Origin of the sequence: Streptococcus chosunensis (genome assembly GCF_003626515.1) — a bacterium.
Lineage (GTDB): Bacteria > Bacillota > Bacilli > Lactobacillales > Streptococcaceae > Streptococcus > Streptococcus chosunensis.
Genome location: NZ_RBCK01000002.1, coordinates 216422 through 236642, shown reverse-complemented (window position 1 = coordinate 236642; position 20221 = coordinate 216422). Strand labels below are relative to the sequence as shown.

20 protein-coding genes and 1 pseudogene are annotated in these 20221 nt (G+C 42.0%); 1 reads left to right on the top strand and 20 read right to left on the bottom strand.

The window, feature by feature from the left end; translation table 11 throughout:
• Positions 1 to 19 precede the first annotated feature (19 nt).
• The 8 genes from glmS to ruvB all read right to left on the bottom strand — a co-directional run bounded on the left by glmS (position 20) and on the right by ruvB (position 10113).
• Positions 20 to 1828 carry a glutamine--fructose-6-phosphate transaminase (isomerizing) gene (glmS, locus tag D7D54_RS07115; protein ID WP_120719119.1) on the bottom strand — a complete coding sequence of 603 codons (1809 nt, stop codon included), beginning with the start codon at positions 1826 to 1828 and terminating at the stop codon, positions 20 to 22.
• Positions 1829 to 2019: 191 nt separating this feature from the next.
• Positions 2020 to 3399 (bottom strand): 6-phospho-beta-glucosidase, encoded by a 1380-nt coding sequence (gene bglA / locus D7D54_RS07110; RefSeq protein ID WP_084947823.1) that lies wholly within the window; start codon positions 3397 to 3399, stop codon positions 2020 to 2022.
• A 98-nt stretch (positions 3400 to 3497) separates the two neighbouring features.
• Complete coding sequence (locus D7D54_RS07105; protein WP_120719118.1) at positions 3498 to 5351, bottom strand: proline--tRNA ligase; 1854 nt, start codon at positions 5349 to 5351, stop codon at positions 3498 to 3500.
• Positions 5352 to 5363: 12 nt separating this feature from the next.
• Positions 5364 to 6623: an RIP metalloprotease RseP gene (rseP, locus tag D7D54_RS07100; RefSeq protein ID WP_084862787.1), complete on the bottom strand. Its 1260-nt coding sequence runs from the start codon at positions 6621 to 6623 to the stop codon at positions 5364 to 5366.
• Between the two features lie 21 nt (positions 6624 to 6644).
• Positions 6645 to 7448: a phosphatidate cytidylyltransferase gene (locus D7D54_RS07095; protein ID WP_049524343.1), complete on the bottom strand. Its 804-nt coding sequence runs from the start codon at positions 7446 to 7448 to the stop codon at positions 6645 to 6647.
• A gap of 8 nt (positions 7449 to 7456) precedes the next feature.
• Entirely contained in the window at positions 7457 to 8215 is a 759-nt protein-coding gene (locus tag D7D54_RS07090) for an isoprenyl transferase (protein ID WP_120719117.1), read from the bottom strand.
• A 346-nt stretch (positions 8216 to 8561) separates the two neighbouring features.
• Positions 8562 to 9134, bottom strand: a complete 573-nt coding sequence (locus D7D54_RS07080; protein WP_084862782.1) for a nucleotidyltransferase family protein — start codon at positions 9132 to 9134, stop codon at positions 8562 to 8564.
• Positions 9115 to 10113 (bottom strand): Holliday junction branch migration DNA helicase RuvB, encoded by a 999-nt coding sequence (gene ruvB, locus D7D54_RS07075; RefSeq protein WP_023946759.1) that lies wholly within the window; start codon positions 10111 to 10113, stop codon positions 9115 to 9117. Before ruvB ends, D7D54_RS07080 begins: the two co-directional genes overlap by 20 nt.
• Positions 10114 to 10246: 133 nt before the next feature.
• On the opposite strand from ruvB, the gene D7D54_RS07070 reads away from it, so the two are divergent.
• Positions 10247 to 10339, top strand: coding sequence for a type I toxin-antitoxin system Fst family toxin (locus D7D54_RS07070; RefSeq protein ID WP_000970382.1), 93 nt, complete (start codon positions 10247 to 10249; stop codon positions 10337 to 10339).
• Between the two features lie 573 nt (positions 10340 to 10912).
• Here the strand turns inward: D7D54_RS07070 and D7D54_RS07065 are convergent.
• From D7D54_RS07065 to infA, 12 genes and pseudogenes are all read right to left on the bottom strand, one after another.
• Positions 10913 to 11328, bottom strand: a pseudogene (locus tag D7D54_RS07065) (GNAT family N-acetyltransferase).
• An 11-nt stretch (positions 11329 to 11339) separates the two neighbouring features.
• A complete protein-coding gene (locus D7D54_RS07060) occupies positions 11340 to 12035 on the bottom strand; it encodes a GNAT family N-acetyltransferase (RefSeq protein WP_120719115.1) in 696 nt (231 codons plus the stop codon).
• A 109-nt stretch (positions 12036 to 12144) separates the two neighbouring features.
• Positions 12145 to 14646 carry a leucine--tRNA ligase gene (gene leuS / locus D7D54_RS07055; protein ID WP_020901858.1) on the bottom strand — a complete coding sequence of 834 codons (2502 nt, stop codon included), beginning with the start codon at positions 14644 to 14646 and terminating at the stop codon, positions 12145 to 12147.
• Between the two features lie 161 nt (positions 14647 to 14807).
• Entirely contained in the window at positions 14808 to 15500 is a 693-nt protein-coding gene (locus D7D54_RS07050) for a histidine phosphatase family protein (protein ID WP_031237650.1), read from the bottom strand.
• 242 nt (positions 15501 to 15742) lie between these two features.
• A complete protein-coding gene (locus D7D54_RS07045; RefSeq protein ID WP_020901856.1) occupies positions 15743 to 17080 on the bottom strand; it encodes a PFL family protein in 1338 nt (445 codons plus the stop codon).
• Positions 17081 to 17089: 9 nt separating this feature from the next.
• Entirely contained in the window at positions 17090 to 17356 is a 267-nt protein-coding gene (locus D7D54_RS07040) for an ACT domain-containing protein (RefSeq protein ID WP_020901855.1), read from the bottom strand.
• Between the two features lie 264 nt (positions 17357 to 17620).
• Positions 17621 to 18007, bottom strand: a complete 387-nt coding sequence (gene rplQ / locus D7D54_RS07035; RefSeq protein WP_000331493.1) for a 50S ribosomal protein L17 — start codon at positions 18005 to 18007, stop codon at positions 17621 to 17623.
• Positions 18008 to 18018: 11 nt separating this feature from the next.
• Positions 18019 to 18954 carry a DNA-directed RNA polymerase subunit alpha gene (locus D7D54_RS07030; RefSeq protein ID WP_000568988.1) on the bottom strand — a complete coding sequence of 312 codons (936 nt, stop codon included), beginning with the start codon at positions 18952 to 18954 and terminating at the stop codon, positions 18019 to 18021.
• 42 nt (positions 18955 to 18996) lie between these two features.
• On the bottom strand, positions 18997 to 19380 hold the full coding sequence (gene rpsK / locus D7D54_RS07025) for a 30S ribosomal protein S11 (protein WP_001118385.1): 384 nt from the start codon (positions 19378 to 19380) through the stop codon (positions 18997 to 18999).
• 17 nt (positions 19381 to 19397) lie between these two features.
• Positions 19398 to 19763, bottom strand: a complete 366-nt coding sequence (rpsM, locus tag D7D54_RS07020) for a 30S ribosomal protein S13 (protein ID WP_000090781.1) — start codon at positions 19761 to 19763, stop codon at positions 19398 to 19400.
• 17 nt (positions 19764 to 19780) lie between these two features.
• Complete coding sequence (gene rpmJ / locus D7D54_RS07015) at positions 19781 to 19897, bottom strand: 50S ribosomal protein L36 (protein ID WP_001808836.1); 117 nt, start codon at positions 19895 to 19897, stop codon at positions 19781 to 19783.
• A 24-nt stretch (positions 19898 to 19921) separates the two neighbouring features.
• Entirely contained in the window at positions 19922 to 20140 is a 219-nt protein-coding gene (gene infA, locus D7D54_RS07010) for a translation initiation factor IF-1 (protein ID WP_001029883.1), read from the bottom strand.
• Positions 20141 to 20221 lie beyond the last annotated feature (81 nt).

The window sequence follows — 20221 nt, the reverse complement described above, 5'->3', positions numbered from 1 at the left end:
ATAACTAGACTTTTTTAGCTTATTCTACCGTTACTGATTTAGCAAGGTTACGTGGTTTGTCCACATCAAGGCCACGGTGGAGTGTTGCAAAGTAAGCGACTAATTGCGTTGGCACGACCATTGAAATTGGTGAGAGGTAAGGGTGGACGGTCGTAAGGACGATATCGTCTGTATCTTTGGCAACATTTTCTTCTGCGATAGTGAGAACCTTGGCACCACGGGCTGCGACCTCTTGGATATTTCCACGAGTATGGTTGGCAAGGACTGGATCTGACAAGAGAGCCAAGACAGGCGTTCCTTCTTCAATCAAGGCAATAGTTCCGTGCTTGAGTTCTCCTGCCGCAAAGCCTTCACACTGGATGTAAGAAATCTCTTTGAGTTTAAGGCTTGCTTCCATAGCTACGTAGTAATCTTGACCACGCCCAATATAAAAGGCGTTGCGAGTTGTTTCAAGAAGCTCACGAACCTTGGCTTCAATGGTTTCTTTCTCTGAAAGAGTTGATTCGATAGACTGAGCTACAATTGACAATTCATGAACCAAGTCAAAGTCTTGCGCTTTAGCATTGCCGTTCGCTTCTCCAACTGCTTTTGCAAGGAAGGCAAGGGCTGCAATTTGTGCTGTATAAGCCTTGGTTGATGCCACGGCAATTTCAGGACCTGCATGAAGGAGCATGGTATGGTTGGCTTCACGAGAAAGAGTTGAACCTGGGACGTTTGTCACTGTCAAGCTTGGGATTCCCATTTCATTAGCCTTGACTAAAACTTGACGACTATCCGCTGTTTCACCAGATTGGCTGATAAAGATGAAAAGTGGTTTCTTGCTGAGAAGTGGCATACCATAGCCCCACTCAGATGAGATTCCAAGTTCCACTGGTGTATCCGTCAATTCTTCCAACATCTTCTTAGAAGCAAATCCTGCGTGGTAAGATGTTCCAGCTGCAAGGATGTAGATACGGTCTGCATCTTGAACAGCCTTAATGATAGCTGGGTCTACTACTACTTGACCAGCCTCATCTGTGTAGGCTTGGATCAACTTACGCATCACTGTTGGTTGCTCATCGATTTCCTTGAGCATGTAGTAAGGGTAAGTTCCCTTACCGATATCTGACAAGTCAAGTTCAGCAGTGTAGCTAGCACGCTCACGACGATTTCCATCATAGTCTTGAACTTCCACACTATCAGCCTTGACGATTACCAACTCTTGGTCATGAATTTCCATGTATTGGTTGGTTTCACGAATCATAGCCATAGCATCTGAGCATACCATGTTATAACCTTCACCAAGACCAATCAAGAGTGGTGATTTATTTTTAGCTACGTAGATGACTTCAGGATCTTGTGAGTCAACCAAGGCAAAAGCATAAGAACCACGGATGATGTGAAGAGCTTTTTTGAAGGCTTCAAGAACAGAGAGACCTTCTTCTTCCGCAAATTTTCCAATCAAGTGAACAGCGATTTCAGTATCTGTTTGCCCCTTAAAGTGGTGACCTGCAAGGTATTCTTCCTTGATTTCAAGGTAGTTCTCAATGACCCCATTGTGCACCAAAACAAAACGTTCAGTCTCAGAGCGATGTGGGTGAGCATTGTCTTCCGTTGGTTTTCCGTGAGTAGCCCAACGAGTATGTCCGATACCCGTTGTCCCCTCAACACCAGCTGTTTTAGCAGACAATTCTGCGATACGACCTACAGCCTTGACTAGGTGATTTTCAGCACCACCTAGGACAAAAATCCCCGCAGAATCATAGCCACGGTATTCGAGCTTTTCAAGCCCTTGAATCAAAATATCAGTTGCATTTGTGTTTCCAACAACACCAACAATTCCACACATAGTATATACGACACAGACCAGCTGTGCTTTCTCCTTAAAATTGGTATAGTCTAATTCCTCTTTTATAGAATCAGCAAAAACAGTATATACTTGTTTCTTTCACTTGTCAAGAGTAAAAATTGGTATAGTTCAAATTACGCTCCTGTTAGCAAAAGACTCTGACCAATTAGGATAATCAGTCAGAGTCCTTTTTAAAATCCATTATTATCGCTTAATTCCTTGAACCAGTGCCCTGATTTCTTCAGACGACGTTCTTGCGTTTCCAAGTCTAATTCGACCAAGCCATAGCGATTTTTATAGCTATTGAGCCATGACCAGCAATCGATAAAGGTCCAAATCAAGTAGCCCTTACAATTGGCTCCGTCTTCAATGGCACGGTGAAGTTCGCGAAGATGACCTTTTACAAAGTCAATACGGTAATCATCTTGAATCATTCCATTCTCACGGAATTTTTCTTCCCCTTCAACACCCATACCATTCTCTGTCAACATCCACTCGATATTACCATAATTTTCCTTGATATTTTGGGCAATGTCATAAATCCCTTGCTCATAAATCTCCCAGCCACGATGAGGATTGATTTTACGTCCAGGCATCACATAAGGCTCATAAAAATGTTCTGGCAAAAGAGGACTCTCTGGATGCTTCGCAAATCGAGGAGCCATAACACGCAAAGGTTGATAGTAGTTGACACCAAGGAAGTCCACAGTATTGTCACGAATGATATCCAACTCCTCCTCTGTAGCATCAGGCAAGAGACCGTATTCATGTAAGATTTCTACCAACTCCTGTGGATAAGTCCCCAAAACAGACGGATCTAAGAAAGATTGGGCCTGAAAAAGGTCCGCAATATTAGCAGCCTTGACATCAGCAGGATGCTGGCTACGTGGATAAGCCGGTGTCAAGTTTAAGACAATCCCAATCTTGGAATCTGGCAAAAGTTCATGACAAGCCTTAACCGCCCGACTGCTGGCCAATTGTGTATGATAAGCTACTTTAACGGCTGCCTCTGCATCCACCTTATGTGGATAATGGGCATCGTAAAAATAGCCAAATTCTACTGGAACTATTGGCTCGTTAAAGGTAATCCATTGATCCACTAAATCTCCATAAATCTCAAAACAAAAACGAGCATAGTCTTCATAGGCTGAAACAGTCGCCTTATTTTCCCAACCATCACCATCCTCTTGAAGGGCAAAAGGCAAATCAAAATGATAAAGATTGACTAAAAGACGAATCCCCTTAGCCTTAATAGCCTCAAAAACCTTACGATAGAAATCCACACCTTGAGCATTGACTTTTCCACGCCCTTGTGGAAAAATCCGTGACCACTGAATAGAAGTCCGAAAGGCCGTATGACCAGTCTCTAACAGTAGCTCAATATCCTTTTCCCAGTTTTCATAAAAGGTTGATGTTTTATCTGGACCAATCCCATTATAGTAACGATTTGGCTCCACTTGGTACCAATAATCCCAGAGATTATCTCCCTTACCGTCACCAGCTACACGTCCTTCTGTTTGTGGTCCAGAAGTAGAGGATCCCCAGACAAAATCCTTTGGAAATCTTAGCATACATTTACCTCTTTATCTACTCATTTTTCCCATTATACAGAAAAAACAAGGCAAAAACTAGTTACATTTTTTCCCTGTTTTTCTTCTGATTATAGTTTTTATTTCTTGTTGAGGATTTCAAGCGTTTCAAGTAAGTTATCTGCATGAACTTCGATAGTGTCACCAGTCGCTTTAATCTTCACTTCGACGATGCCATCGGCCGCTTTTTTACCAACAGTGATACGGATAGGCAATCCAATCAAGTCACTATCGCTGAATTTGACTCCGACACGTTCATTACGGTCGTCTGTCAAGACTTCGTAACCAGCTCCCATCAAACTTGCTTCAAGCTTTTCTGTCAAGGCCTGCGCTTCTTCATCCTTAACATTAACAGTGATCAAGTGCACATCAAATGGTGCCAATTCTTTAGGGAAGTTGATTCCCCAAGCGTAACGGTATTCACCTTTTGGCGTTTTATTAACAAAGAGGCGAGCGTGTTGCTCCATCACTGCTGAAAGGAGACGGCTAACACCGATACCGTAACATCCCATGATAATTGGCACAGCACGGCCATTTTCATCCAAAACATCTGCTCCCATGCTTGCTGAATAGCGAGTGCCGAGTTTGAAGATGTGACCAATTTCAATACCACGTGCAAAGTTAAGGACACCTTGCCCGTCTGGGGAAATTTCGCCCTCACGAACTTCACGGATATCCACGTATTCTGCAGTAAAATCACGACCTGGGTTCACACCAGTCAAGTGGTAGCCATCTTCATTAGCTCCCACAACTGCATTGCGAACATCTTGCACCTTACGGTCTGCGATGATTTTAACATTATCTGGCAAACCAACTGGGCCAAGTGAACCAAATCCTGCTTGAACAACATTTGCCACTTCTTCTTCACTTGCAACGTCAAAGAAATCTGCTCCCAAGTGGTTTTTCAACTTAACTTCATTGAGTTGGTCATTTCCAACTAGAAGGGCTACAACAAGCTCACCATCTGCCATGTAGAAGAGGGTTTTAATTGTTTGTTCTTCTGGAACATTGAGGAAGGCTGCAACTTCATCGATTGATTTAACATCTGGCGTTGCAACACGAGTTACTTCTTCTTCAGCGACAACACGGTTGCTTGGTTTGTACTCGTTTGTTGCCATTTCCAAGTTAGCCGCATAGCTAGACTCACTTGAGTAAGCAATGGTATCCTCACCAGAAACCATCCATTTAAGCAATTCTGCCTTGATTTCTTCTTGCACTTCTGCAGGAATCTCATCAAATGAAGCAACTGACTTGTCCAAGACGACCCAGCGGTCAAGGTCTGTACGAGCAGGTGTAATGGCCATAAATTCTTGGCTGTCCTTACCACCCATAGCTCCACCGTCACCAATAATTGCCTTGAAATCTAAACCACTACGAGTGAAAATACGCTCATAAGCAGCCTTGTACTCATCATAAACACTGTCCAAGCTATCATAGTTAGCGTGAAAGCTGTAAGCATCCTTCATGATGAACTCACGTGTACGAAGAAGTCCATTACGTGGGCGTTTTTCATCACGATACTTAGGTTGGATTTGGTAAAGGTTGAGTGGCAATTGCTTGTAAGACTTAACAGAATCACGGACAATAGCTGTAAAGGTTTCTTCGTGAGTTGGACCTAGGATAAAGTCTGATTTTTCACGATTTTTTAGTTTGTAAAGGTCTTCACCATAAGTTTCGTAACGACCTGATTCGCGCCACAATTCTGCACTGAGGAGGGCAGGAGCCAACATCTCAACGGCACCAATCTTATCAAATTCTTGGCGCATGATATTTTTAGCTTTTTCAATCACACGATTAGCAAGTGGTAGGTAAGAATAAACACCTGCTGAGACTTGACGAACATAACCAGCTCGCAACATAAGAGCATGGCTGATAACTTGAGCATCGCTTGGCATTTCGCGAAGCGTTGGGATAGGCATTTTACTTTGTTTCATAATATTCCTCGATTATCTAAAAAAGAGTCGCATGATGTCATTCCAGGTCACAGCAATCATCAAGACAACCATGATGACCACTCCGGCCAAGGTGACATAGGTTTCAATTTCTTGTTTCAATGGTTTGCGGCGAATGGCTTCCAGGATATTGAGCACAATCTTACCACCATCCAGGGCTGGAATCGGAATAAGATTAAAAATCCCGATATTGATGGAAATCACTGCCAAGAAGTACAAGACATTCTCAATTCCATTTTTAGCAGCATCACTACTTGCCTTAAAGATGGCAACAGGTCCACCTAGCTTGTTCAAATCCGGTTGGAAAATCAGATTTTTCAGTTCTGAGAGAATTCGGAGGGCCGAGTCAGCAGCAGTTGTAAAACCACCTACAAACATAGATACAAAATCTGACTTAATCCCCGGTTGAACACCTAGAAGGTAACGGCCTTGACTTTCTTCCGGAGTAACAGTGACTTGTTTGTCACTCCCCTTTTCAGAAATAGTCACATCCAAGGTCGGGGCCGTCTTATCTTTGGTTTCTGATTCCACAGCCTGAATCAAACTTTCCCAGTTGCTAACCTCATGTGAGCCAATCTTGGTAATTTGTGCCGTTTCTGGTACTCCTACCTTAGCCAAAGCCCCTTGAGGCATAATATGGAACTGGTTGGTATCGACATCTCTGACACCACCCTGCATGAAGATTAAAATCCAGAAAACAACGACACCTAAGATAAAGTTGTTCATGGGGCCTGCAAAGTTAGTAATGAGTTTCCCCCAGATAGTCGCATTTTGATATTGAACATCTAAAGGTGCAATCCGAACCTCAGTTCCATCTGCTTCCACAACCGTTGCGTCGTGATCCACTGCAAATGTTTTTTCTTCTTCCAGAACCAGTCCTTTGATAAAGAGCTTGTCTTCAAAGTCAAATTGGGTCACCTGCATAGGAAGAGCTGTTTGATCCAATTTTTTACCTGAGAGATTGATGCGTTTAACCTTACCATCATCAGTAAGCGTCAAACTGACAGGAGTTCCTGTCTTGATTTCAGTTGTATCATCACCCCAACCGGCCATGCGAACGTAGCCTCCCAGAGGCAAGATGCGAATGGTATATGCAGTTCCATCCTTGCCAATATGAGCAAAGATCTTGGGTCCCATGCCAATGGCAAATTCACGCACTAGAATCCCTGATTTCTTGGCAAAGTAGAAGTGTCCGAACTCGTGCACCACTACAATAATCCCAAAAACCAGAATAAAGGTTAAAATTCCGAGCATAGTATTTCCTCCGTCTTTTGATTAAAAGAGTCCAAACAAGTGCATAATTGGAAATACAAGCAACATACTATCAAAACGATCCAAAACACCACCATGTCCAGGAATAAATTTCCCAGAATCCTTGACACCAAAGTGACGCTTGATCGAACTTTCTAATAAATCACCAAATTGTCCAGCAATGCTAAAGAAAATAGCAAAGACTGACATCTTGTAAATTCCATACGGAAGAGCAACTGTACTGTCAACTATCATAAAGATAATAGTTACTAAAATCGCACCTAAAATACCACCCAAGGCACCCTCAAAGGTTTTATTTGGAGAAACTGTCGGAGCTAACTTTCGTTTACCATAGTTCATCCCAACAAGATAGGCACCACTGTCTGTCGCCCAGACGATACACAAGGCTAATAGTGCCTTATCTAACCCTGCAATTCTAGCATCTAATAGAGCATTAAAACCAAAGCCCACGTAGAAGCTCATAGCAAGAGGAAAAACAGCGTCCTCAATCGTATATGACTTGCTAAAAACAGTCGTTCCTAACATGATTGAAATCAACACACTATAGGCAACCACATTCCCATCAACTGGCAAAAAAGTCAGGTAATTCTCCAAGGGAATGGTCAAAGCAAAGGTTGCAAAGAGGGTCAAGAGGCCCTCCATCGTCATGGTCTCTAGACCTCTCATCTTCAAAAGTTCATGCATGGCTAGCATGGCTATGATTCCAATTGCTATCTGAAGCAAGAGGCCACCAATCATTAAAATTGGTAGGAAAATAGCCAGGGCAATCCCTGCAAACAAGGTTCTTTTCTGTAAATCCTGTGTCATATTTCCTCCTAAACTCCTCCAAATCGGCGATGACGACGATTGTAGGCAAGAATGGCTTCCTGCAAGGCCGCCTCGTCAAAATCAGGCCACAAGGTATCCGTAAAATAGAGCTCACTGTAGGCTCCCTGCCATGGAAGGAAATTGCTCAAGCGCAATTCTCCACTAGTCCGAATAATCAAGTCCGGATCTCGTAAGTCCTTAGGTAAATGCTGGGTGAAGAGATAATTGCCAATCAATTCCTCTGTGATGTCACCTGGGTTGATTTTGGCATCTAACACATCCTGAGAAATCAACTTAAGAGCCTGTGTAATCTCAGCACGTCCACCATAGTTGAGGGCAAAATTAAGAATTAATCCTGTGTTGTTCTTAGTCAATTCTTCAGCTTTAGTTAGAGCTTCAAAGGTTTGCTTAGGCAGGCGGTCTGTTTCCCCAATCATTTGAATCTTAACATTATTCGCATGCAATTCCGGGACATAATTATCATAAAACTCTACTGGCAAGTTCATGATAAACTTGACTTCCTGATCTGGACGGGTCCAATTTTCCGTAGAAAAAGCATAAACTGTAATAACCTTAACGCCTAGTTTGTTGGCTGCCTTGGTCACAGTTTGCAATGCTTCCATGCCCGCCTTGTGTCCAAAAACTCGCGGTTGCATACGTTTTTTAGCCCAACGGCCATTGCCATCCATGATGATGCCGATATGAGCAGGAACCTGTGTCGGAACCTCTACTTCCACATCCTTATCTTTCTTAAAAAATCCAAACATGATCTTATTCCTATTCAAAAATCTATCGTTTCATTATACCATATTTCCCTATTTTCTTCTATCACTAAGCTATTTATACTCTTCGAAAATCAAATTCAAACCACGTCAGCTCTATCTGCAACCTCAAAACAGTGTTTTGAGCAACCTGCGGCTAGCTTCCTAGTTTGCTCTTTGATTTTCATTGAGTATTATTCTCAGGCACAAAGCCCATTTTTCAAAAAAATAAGCCACCTGATTGGGCGACTTTATTTTTTATAGGGAGATTATTATGAAAAAGTTTTAGGAGTTTAAGTTAAGGTCTTCTTAACTTATGGACTTAGTATACACTTCCTAGCTTAAAGTTTCCTTAAGGATTTTTAAAAATCAAATTTTTCCATTTTTCCTGCCAATTTTTCTTGGATAGACGTGTTTGATAAAGTTCCATTCGGTCTTCATTCTCTAAAAAATGAGGAGTTGGACGAACTTGAAAATTCAAAATATCCTCCAAACCATAAGGTGCATAGAGTTCAAAATCGGATTCTTCATTCAAGCGTAGTCCAACAGCCGTACACCGTTCTGGATACTTACTCATAGCATCACGGGAACTGGTATAGGGAGCAGTATGAGGGCTATGCTGATGCATATAGACCTGATTTTTCAACTCCCATTGGTACTGAGGAAAATCCTCTCGTAGCTTTTTCTCCAGTAATAAGGTTTCCTCATAAGAAATATCTGGATTAAAGAAAATCACATCTACATCTGTTTCACAGTCAAAAGGGGATTTATCTGACAAGAGATTCCAGATGAAATTCCTGACAGAACCTGCTGCCAACCAAGAATCTTTCAAACCAAGGTTTCGGATGATAGTCAAAATAGCCATCATATCCGGATTTTCTCTGAAAGAGTCTAAAATTTCAGCCTTATTTTTCAATATATTCATACCCTAAATGCTCATATGCCTTAGCAGTCGCCACCCGTCCAGAACGTGTCCGCATGATAAAACCTTTTTGAATCAAGTAGGGCTCATACATGTCTTCAACTGTCTCACGCTCTTCTGCTATGTTAACAGAAAGAGTTCCTAGACCAACAGGACCACCACCGTACATCTCAATCATGGTGCGAAGGATTTTCTGGTCCACATAGTCCAGACCTTCATGGTCAACATCCAGCATAGTCAAAGCCTTATCAGTAATAAGATCATCGATAACCCCATTCCCTATAATCTGGGCAAAATCGCGCACGCGTTTGAGGAGACGATTGGCAATACGAGGGGTTCCACGACTACGTAGGGCTAATTCAGATGCTGCCTCATGAGTGATTTCCATCTCAAAAATATCTGCCGTCCGCTCAACAATTTCCGTCAAGTCAGCATGGGCATAATACTCCATGTGACCTGTAATTCCAAAACGTGCCCGTAGCGGATTTGAGAGCATACCAGCCCGAGTCGTCGCACCAATCAAAGTGAAAGGTGGCAACTCCAAATGAACACTGCGACTGCCTTCACCAGCCCCAATCATGATATCAATGTAGAAGTCCTCCATGGCACTATAAAGCACCTCTTCCACTGACATTGGCAAACGATGAATCTCATCAATAAAGAGAACATCCCCAGGCTCTAAGTCATTCAAAATCGCTACCAAATCACCGGCTTTTTCAATGACTGGACCCGAAGTCTGCTTGAGATTGACACCTAGTTCATTGGCAATAACAAAAGCCATGGTCGTTTTTCCCAAGCCTGGAGGGCCAAATAAAAGCACATGATCCAGCGCTTCATCCCGCATTTTGGCAGCTTCTATAAAGATTTGAAGCTGGTCCTTGACCTTATCCTGCCCAATATATTCACGTAAATACTGAGGACGGAGCGTGCGTTCTACTAACTCCTCGTCCCCCATTATCTCATTATCTAAAATTCTACTCATGGCTCTATTATATCAAAAAACCAAGCCACAAACAAAAAAGCCACCTGATTGGGTGACTCCAGAGTTTAGCACCTATGTGGTATAACATTCTACGGCACTGCTACACCGCCTACGAAAGGAGGTGAGATAGCCCATGATGGAATTAGTACTCAAAACTATCATCGGACCAATTGTGGTCGGTGTCGTTCTTCGCTTAGTCGATAAATGGCTAAACAAGGACAAATAGTGTCAAAAAAGACCCCAAGCTTATTTGGTCGTGAGCTTGGGGCCTTTTCTAGCCTATGATATAGAACTAGTACTCAATTCTTTTTTATTATCCCATAGTTCATGAATTTTGTCAAAGGTTTACATTCTCAGCTTCTCAAGCTTTAACCTAGATACAACAAGACATTCAAGATGAAGAGAACATTATCGAAAAATGATTTTTAGAATAGTCCCCAAAAGCCTGAAATAGAGCCAAAAAACTCCACCTGATTTGGTGGAGTTAAGGGAGATTATTATGAAAAAGAAAAGTTTAGGATTTTATTAAATAAAGTTAGGAGGTCTTTATTTAATAACTATATGATACAAGACGAAGCTTAAAACTAGCTTAATTTTTCTCAAATTTTACTATTTTGCAAAAGATTTCTATCACCATCACCTCACCACGAAAAAAAGCCACCTGATTGGGTGACTTCATTAGGAGATTATGATGAAAAAAATTTTTAGGATTTCATTAAATAAAGTTAGGAGGTCTTTATTTAATGACTATATCATACTAGACCATCCTTAAACTTTGCTTAAGAACAAACAAGTTTTATTATTTTTCTCTGTTTACCCAAATCATTCCTGTACAATCATAGGTGGATAAAGTTTCAAACCCCATAGAACGATAAAATCCCACGTTTTTTCTGTCTCTTCTGTCGCCAGCTGGACTTGATAAGCCTCTTTAAAATCCTCTAAAGCATCTTTCATCAAGGAGCTACCAATTCCTTGGCGCTGATAGCTAGGCAAAACAATCAAATCCTGTACAAAAACCGACGAAAAACCATCTCCAACCAAACGAATCAAGCCCACAACAGCATCGCCATCAAGTGCCACATAAATCGCTAATGAATGAGATAAGGTCTGCTCCAGCATCTCTGGTTGATGGGTATAATTTGTCCAACCGACAGCCTGATAGAGATGCAAAACATCCTCTAGCTTGACAATTTCTTGCTTTTTAATAGTAATCATCTCAACACCTCTTAAAGCTCTCTCAAGCTCTTGTGCTGTCGTCCATTTTTATCAAAGTTTTCAGGACACAACCATGTTTCCAAACGCGTTTTGACTTTTGGCCAGTCCTTATCAATCATAGACAACCAATCCGTATCCCTCGTACGCCCCTTATAAATGACTGCCTGATGGAAGGTTCCTTCATAGACAAATCCCAAACGCTCCGCAGCTCGTCTGGATGGCAGGTTAAAAGCATCGCATTTCCACTCATAGCGACGATAGTTGAGTTCTTCAAAGACATAGCGAGCTAGGAGATATTGGGCTTCTGTTCCTATCCGTGTCCCCCTGAGCTCTGGAGAAAAAGTGACAGCTCCCACTTCTATTACTCGGTTATTCTGGTCAATGCGCATGAGAGAAAAAGTTCCCAAAGCCTTACCAGTTGCCTTGTCTATGATTGCATAGTAAAAACGATCCTTACGAGCCAACATCTGATTTAAAAGGGTAACCAGCTCCTCCATATCTACCACTGGCTCCTGAAAAAGGTAGGTCCACATCTCCTGAGGCGTATCAGGGCCATAAACAGCTAGCAAATCCCTCGCATGCTTTTCCACGGAAAGAGCCTCTATCCGAGCATAACGCCCTTCTAAGAAATCAATGGAAGGCAGTGCACCGGGTGTATAACCTTCCATTGACTCACCAATCATCTGACCATATTCGTTTACTGGCATAACTTTCCCCTTGTTTCGCTTTTCAAACTTTATAGTTGATCATAGTATATCATACTTTCATAAGAAGATTCAAAAAATCCCCCAGATTCTACTCTGAAGGATTCATTTCTTATTTCACAACAATGTTAACCAATTTATTCGGTACCGCAATTACTTTCACGATGTCCTTACCGTCAATTTCTGCTTTGACTTTTTCATCCGCTAGAGCAATTTCTTGCAATTCTTCGCGTGATAGGTCTTTAGCGATCATGAGTTTAGTACGTACTTTACCTTTGATTTGGACAACAATTTCGATTTCGTCTTCAACTAATTTACTTTCGTCCCAAGTTGGCCAAACCACATAAGAGATTGACTCACCTGTTGCTACAAGAGTTTGCCAGAGCTCTTCTGCCAAGTGAGGTGCAAATGGTGCAATCAATTGGATAAAGCCTTTGGCGTAGTCTACATAGAGCTTATCTTCCTTGTTAGCCGCATTGACAAAAACCATAAGTTGAGCAATGGCTGTGTTGAATTTGAGGGATTCGATTTGCTCTGTAACAGCTTTGACAGTTTCGTTGTAAACCTTGTCAAGAGCGCCATTGTTTTCCGCAACAATTTCCTTACTTGTAATCAAACGGTAAACACGGTCAAGGAACTTACGGCTTCCTTCCAGACCTTCTTCTGACCAAGCAATCGAAGCGTCAAGTGGTCCCATAAACATTTCATAAACACGAAGGGTATCGGCACCGTATTGTTCCACCACATCGTCTGGGTTAACAACGTTCTTGAGGGACTTAGACATCTTGGCTGGCGCTTGTTCCAATTCTTCTCCTGTTTCCACATGGAAGAAGGAACCGTCACGTTTTTCAACCTTGTCGGTTGCCACAAGAGCCCCACGGTGGTCACGGTAGCTTGTTCCCAAAATCATCCCTTGGTTAAAGAGTTTTTGGAACGGTTCTTTAGTCGGAACAACACCGAGGTCATAGAGGAATTTATGCCAGAAACGAGCATAAAGCAAGTGAAGAACGGCATGCTCTGCTCCACCCACGTAGATATCCACTGGCAACCATTGTTTAAGGAGATCCTCGTCAGCCAATTTCTCAGTATTGTGTGGGTCGATATAGCGGAGGTAGTACCAGCTTGAACCTGCCCATTGTGGCATGGTGTTGGTTTCACGACGACCTTTAACACCATCTTCACGAGTCACTTCAAGCCAGTCTGTCAAGTTAGCTAGTGGACTTTCACCTGTACCTGAAGGGCGAATGTCCTTGGTTACTGGCAAGACAAGTGGCAATTCACTTTCAGGGACAGCTGTTGAAGTTCCATCTTCCCAATGAATGATTGGAATTGGTTCACCCCAGTAACGTTGACGGCTAAAGAGCCAATCGCGGAGACGGTAGGTGACCTTCTCTTGTCCACAGCCTTTTTCTTCCAACCAAGCCACAATCTTAGCAATCGCTTCTTCTTTGTTCAATCCATCTAGGAAGTCTGAATTGACATGAAGACCATCCTCTGTATAGGCAACTTCTTCAACGTTTCCACCTTCAAGTACTTCTACAATGGGAAGGTCAAATTGTTTGGCAAATTCCCAGTCACGTTGGTCATGGGCTGGCACAGCCATAACGGCACCTGTACCGTAACTAGCAAGAACGTAATCCGCAATCCAGATTGGAATCTCTTTACCATTGACAGGGTTGATGGCATAAGCACCAGTCCAAACACCAGTTTTTTCTTTGGCAAGGTCGGTACGAGCCAAGTCTGATTTCAGACTGGCTTGATGTTTGTATTCAGCTACTGCTTCTGCTTGCTCTGGACTTGTGATAGCGTCAACCAAATCATGTTCAGGAGCTAAGACAGTGAAAGTCGCACCGAAAAGGGTGTCCGGACGAGTAGTAAATACTGTGAACTCCTTATCTGTTCCCTTAACTTTAAAAGTTACATTAGCACCAGTAGATTTACCAATCCAATTACGTTGCATGTCCTTGATAGACTCTGGCCAGTCAAGTTCATCCAAATCATTAAGCAGACGCTCCGCGTAGGCCGTGATTTTGAGCATCCATTGGCGCATTGGTTTGCGGACAACTGGATAGCCTCCACGCTCAGATGTTCCGTCAGGAAGAACCTCTTCGTTAGCGATGGCTGTTCCCAATTCCTCAACCCAGTTTACTGGCACTTCCGCTTCATAGGCCAAGCCTTTTTCGTAAAGCTTAGTGAAAATCCATTGCGTCCACTTGTAGTAATTTGGATCTGTTGTATTGACTTCACGATCCCAGTCATAAGAAAATCCAAGCGCATTAATTTGGCGTTTGAAGTTGGCAATGTTCTCAGCTGTAAATTCTGCTGGATCATTCCCAGTATCCATAGCATATTGCTCTGCAGGCAAACCAAAAGCATCCCAACCCATTGGGTGAAGGACATTGTAGCCTTGCGCACGTTTGTAACGGCTGAGGATATCCGTTGCGGTATAACCTTCTGGGTGCCCTACGTGCAGACCCGCTCCAGACGGATAAGGGAACATGTCAAGCGCATAAAACTTCGGTTTTGATGCATCTGTTCCTGTCTTAAATGTATGATGTTCTGCCCAGTAGCCCTGCCACTTAGGCTCAATTTCTTTATGATTGTAAAAACTCATGGTCTCTCTCCAATTTTGTGATGTTACTATTATACCATTTTTGAGGGAATTTGAAAGACGAGAAATGTTCTTTTGGGCTTGGATGGCAAGAAAGACTGAATCGCAAATCTGGGCTTATTTATCAGTATAAAAAATTAGCTCACATTTAGAGCTAACTTCTATTAACTATTTGTCTCTTGCATCTTCTCCCGTCCTAGTTCTCGGTAACTACGGTCACCAACAACCTCAACTCTAAACTGGCCGTCCTCATATTCAAGGATCGTTACGCTACCATTATCTAGACCATGCGGATGCATGCCATTAATCAGATAAACAATGGTTCCAATGGTCATTCCATGGCTGACAATAAGAGCGTTGCCCCCACCTTGTTCTTCCATTTCTTTGGCAAGCGCTTCAAAACCTTCTTTAATGCGGCCACTGAGTTTTTCCCAACCTTCAGCCCAACCAGCTGTATCGACCTCTACCAAACCCTCAGCCAGTTCAGCATAAGACAATTGATGAACGTGGTCCACATTAAAGATACGAGGAATAATACCCATGAAAAGATCACCATCGTAGGCTCCATCAAAACTACCGAAACACCATTCTCTGATACGCTTGTCCATGCGATAAGGGATTTTTCCCTGCAAACCAAGTTCATCAAGGATGATTCTCATGGTCTGAATGGTGCGACCAGAATCGCTCGAATAAGCACGCTCAAACTGTAGACCAGATTCTCGCAAACCGATTCCTAATTCTTGAATCCCTCGCTCACCTTCAGCTGTTAAGGGAGTATCGCTCCAACCTTGCGCGCGACCAATCGTGTTAAACATGGTCTTGCCATGACGTACCAAATACAATCGTACTTTTACCATTTTCCGTCCTCCGTTTGCTTCTATTATATCATGGATGATAAAACAAAAGCCACCCATACAGGCGACTTTTGCAGGAGATATTATGAAAAAGTTTAGGAGTTCATTAAATAAAGATATTAGATGAAAATCAAATTCAAACTAAATCAGTGTTATCTGTTTCAAATAATATTAGGAGGTCTTTATTTAATGGTTATAGTATACACGCCTAACCTTAAATAGAACTTAAAATTTCTCCTATTTTCTTAATTTTTAAAACTATGAATTGGTGCTGGGATTTGTCCTCCACGAGAGATGAAATCAACAGACGAAGCCCCATTGACCTTCATAACTGGAGCTGTACCAAGAAGACCACCAAACTCAATCATATCGCCTTCTTTTCCTTTTGGAATGATACGAACAGCTGTTGTTTTCATGTTAATGACACCAATTGCAGCCTCATCTGCAATCATCGCAGCAATGGTTTCAGCAGGTGTATCTTCTGGGATGGCAATCATATCCAAACCAACAGAACAGATAGCCGTCATGGCTTCTAGTTTTTCCAAATTAAGAGAACCATTTTGCACTGCAGCAATCATTCCCTCATCCTCAGAAACTGGGATAAAGGCACCAGACAAACCACCGACTTGGTTGCAGGCCATAACTCCACCCTTCTTAACTTGGTCGTTCAAGAGAGCTAAAGCAGCCGTCGTTCCATGCGTACCAACTGTTTCTAGCCCCATTTCCTCAAGGACACGTGCTACAGAATCTCCAACCGCAGGAGTTGGCGCCAAACTCAAGTCCACAATACCAAATTCCACACCCAGTCTCTCACTGGCCATCTGACCAACCAATTGACCAATACGAGTGATCTTGAAGGCAGTCTTCTTGACCGTTTCGGCTACTACGTCAAAGCTCTCTCCACGAACTTTTTCTAAAGCACGTTTCACCACACCAGGACCAGAAACCCCGACATTGATGATAACATCTGCTTCCCCAACACCATGGAAGGCACCAGCCATAAACGGATTGTCCTCAACCGCGTTAGCAAAGACAACCAACTTTGCTGCCCCCATATCAGATAGATTAGCAGTTTCCTTGATAATTCGACCCATATCTGCCACAGCCGTCATATTAATACCAGACTTGGTTGACCCAATATTAACTGACGAGCAGACCTTATCCGTTTCAGCCAAAGCTCGAGGAATAGAATTGATGAGAATCTCATCTCCCTTTTGATACCCTTTTTGTACCAAGGCAGAGAAACCACCAATAAAGTCCACACCAATTTCTTTCGCAGCCTTATCAAGCGCTTTTGCCAAAACTACATAGTCTGTTGCATCTGTCGCTGCCCCAATCAAAGAAATAGGAGTCACCGATACACGCTTATTAACAATTGGAATTCCCAACTCAGCTGCAATCTCATCGCCAACAGACACTAAATTAGCTGCCTTAATCGTAATCTTTTGATAAATTTTCTCCGCAGCCCGATTGATATCTGGATCGATACAGTCCAAAAGAGAAATCCCCATGGTGATAGTTCTGATATCGAAGTTTTGCTCCTCAATCATGGCGATGGTTTCAGTAACTTGTCTAATATCCATGTGCGCCTCCTAGATATTATACATAGCTTCGAAAATGGCTGCACTCTGAATATTAATTTTTACATTCAAAGTTTCCCCAAAAGCTTCAAATTCATTACGAAGATAGGTAAAATCTTGCTTTTCATCGCTAGAGACGACAGCCATCATCGTAAAATATTCATCCAAAACAGTTTGAGAGATATCATCGATATTCAAACCCAATTCTGCAATTTTACCAGAAACACCCGCAACAATTCCAGATTTATCTTTACCAACAACAGTTATAATTGCTTTCATAAGCAAACTCCAATTCTTCTTTTAATAGGAAACCTTAACATTAGACAGGATTCTTTTCAAATAGTATAGCATAATTCTAACTAAAACACTCAAAAACGCCTGCTTACGAAGTTGTTCTTAAGAAAAAAACAATTTCGTAAACAAGCGTCTACTATTTCAACTTATGATGAGTGTTCCCGCTAGGACCGAAATCCTAGCGGTAGACCAGAGCTAGACTAAGAGTACAAGACTCCATCATCATAACACTCAACAAAATTGATGATTTTATACTAATTCGATGATCGCCATTGGCGCTGCATCACCACGACGTGGTTCAGTTTTAAGGATACGAGTGTATCCACCGTTACGTTCAGCATAACGAGGTGCGATTTCTGAGAACAATTTTTGAAGTGCTGTAGTAGAAGTGTACTTATCAGTTGCTTCATCATAGTTTTCAGATGCGATTTCATTACGTACGAAAGCAGCTGCTTGACGACGTGCATGCAAATCACCACGTTTACCTAGAGTAATCATTTTTTCAACAGTTTTACGGATTTCTTTAGCACGAGCTTCAGTTGTCACGATTGATTCGTTGATCAAAAGGTCAGTTGTCAAATCGCGAAGCATTGCTTTACGTTGTGAGCTAGTGCGTCCTAGTTTACGGTAAGCCATGTATTCCTCCTTTATTTATCTTTTAATCCAAGACCCAAATCAATGAGTTTGAGTTTCACTTCTTCCAAACTCTTGCGTCCAAGATTTCGTACTTTCATCATCTCTGCTTCAGATTTTTCTGTCAAATCATGCACAGTATTGATACCGGCACGTTTCAAACAGTTGTATGAACGCACAGACAAGTCCAGTTCCTCAATCGTACGATCCAAAATACGATCGTCAGATTCAGTATCAGCTTCTTTCATCACTTCAGTTGACTTAGCAATCTCAGTAAGATTTGTAAACAAATCAAGATGTTCTGTCAAAATACGTGCTGAAAGCCCTAAAGCATCTTCTGGAATAATTGTTCCATTTGTCAAGATTTCAAGGGTTAATTTGTCAAATCCATCATTGCTACCTACACGAGCAGGTTCCACTTGATAGTTGACTTTTGTAACTGGTGTATAAATAGAATCTACAGCAAGTGTTCCAACTGGTGCATTATCTTTTTTATTTTCATCAGCAGGTACATATCCGCGACCACTGTTAACAGTCATAGTCGCTTTTAGAGAAGAACCTTCACCGATTGTAAAGAGATAATGATCTGGATTTACAATTTCAATATCGCTATCTGTCAAAATGTCACCAGCTGTTACTTCAGCAGGACCTTCAACATCCAGTTCGATGATTTTTTCGTCTTCAACGTACGATTTCACTGCAATTCCTTTAATGTTCAGAATGATTTGCATCACATCTTCACGAACACCTGGAACTGTGTCAAACTCATGTAACACACCATCAATATTGATAGATGTCACAGCTGCTCCTGGTAGAGAAGCTAGAAGTACACGACGAAGAGAGTTACCAAGAGTTGTACCGTAGCCACGTTCAAGTGGTTCGATTACAAACTTGCCATAATCTTTATTTTCATCAATTTTTGTTATATTTGGTTTTTCAAACTCGATCATTTAGTTACTCCCTCTTAAACGAAAAGCAGTGTAATGCGATGATTATACACGGCGACGTTTTGGAGGACGAGCACCATTGTGTGGCACTGGAGTCACATCACGAATTGCTGTTACTTCAAGACCAGCGGCAGCAAGCGCACGAATAGCTGACTCACGACCAGAACCTGGACCTTTTACAGTAACTTCAACTGATTTAAGACCGTGTTCTTGTGCAGATTTTGCAGCAGCTTCAGAAGCCATTTGAGCAGCGAATGGTGTAGATTTACGAGAACCTTTGAAACCAAGAGCACCAGCTGATGACCAAGCAATTGCATTACCATGCACATCAGTAATCATAACAATAGTGTTATTAAATGTAGCGTGAATATGAGCAATACCAGATTCGATATTCTTTTTCACACGACGTTTACGTGTTGGTTTAGCCAAGACTTTTACCTCCTATATTATTTTTTCTTACCAGCAATCGCAACAGCTTTACCTTTACGAGTGCGAGCGTTGTTTTTAGTGTTTTGTCCACGGACAGGAAGTCCACGACGGTGACGGATACCACGGTATGAACCGATTTCCATCAAACGTTTGATGTTCAAGTTTACTTCACGACGAAGGTCACCTTCAACTTTGATTGCATCCACTTCACGACGGATAGCATCTTCTTGATCTGATGTAAGATCACGTACACGAACATCTTCTGAGATTCCAGCAGCAGCCAAAATTTTCTTAGATGTTGCAAGTCCGATACCATAAACATAAGTCAATGAGATTACTACGCGTTTGTCATTTGGAATGTCAACTCCAGCAATACGAGCCATGTTTTCTCCTTTCTATCTTATCCTTGACGTTGTTTGTGTTTTGGATTTGCTGGGCAAATTACCATAACACGACCATTACGACGAATAACTTTACAGTATTCGCAAATTGGTTTGACCGATGGTCTTACTTTCATTTCTTATCCCTCCAAGTTTTTCGATTATTTAAAGCGGTAAGTGATACGTCCACGTGTCAAGTCATATGGACTCATTTCGACAGTAACACGATCTCCCGCTAAAATACGAATATAGTTTTTACGAATTTTACCAGAAACTGTTGCTAAAATCTGATGTCCATTTTCAAGTTCAACCGTAAACATTGCATTCGGCATTGTATCAACTACTTTGCCTTCAACTTCAATCACATCGTCTTTTGCCACGCAAAAGCACCTCCATAAATTTCGATTCGATGCCTCTAGACACAGAGACAACAATTATAAGTCAGACTATCTCAGTATAAC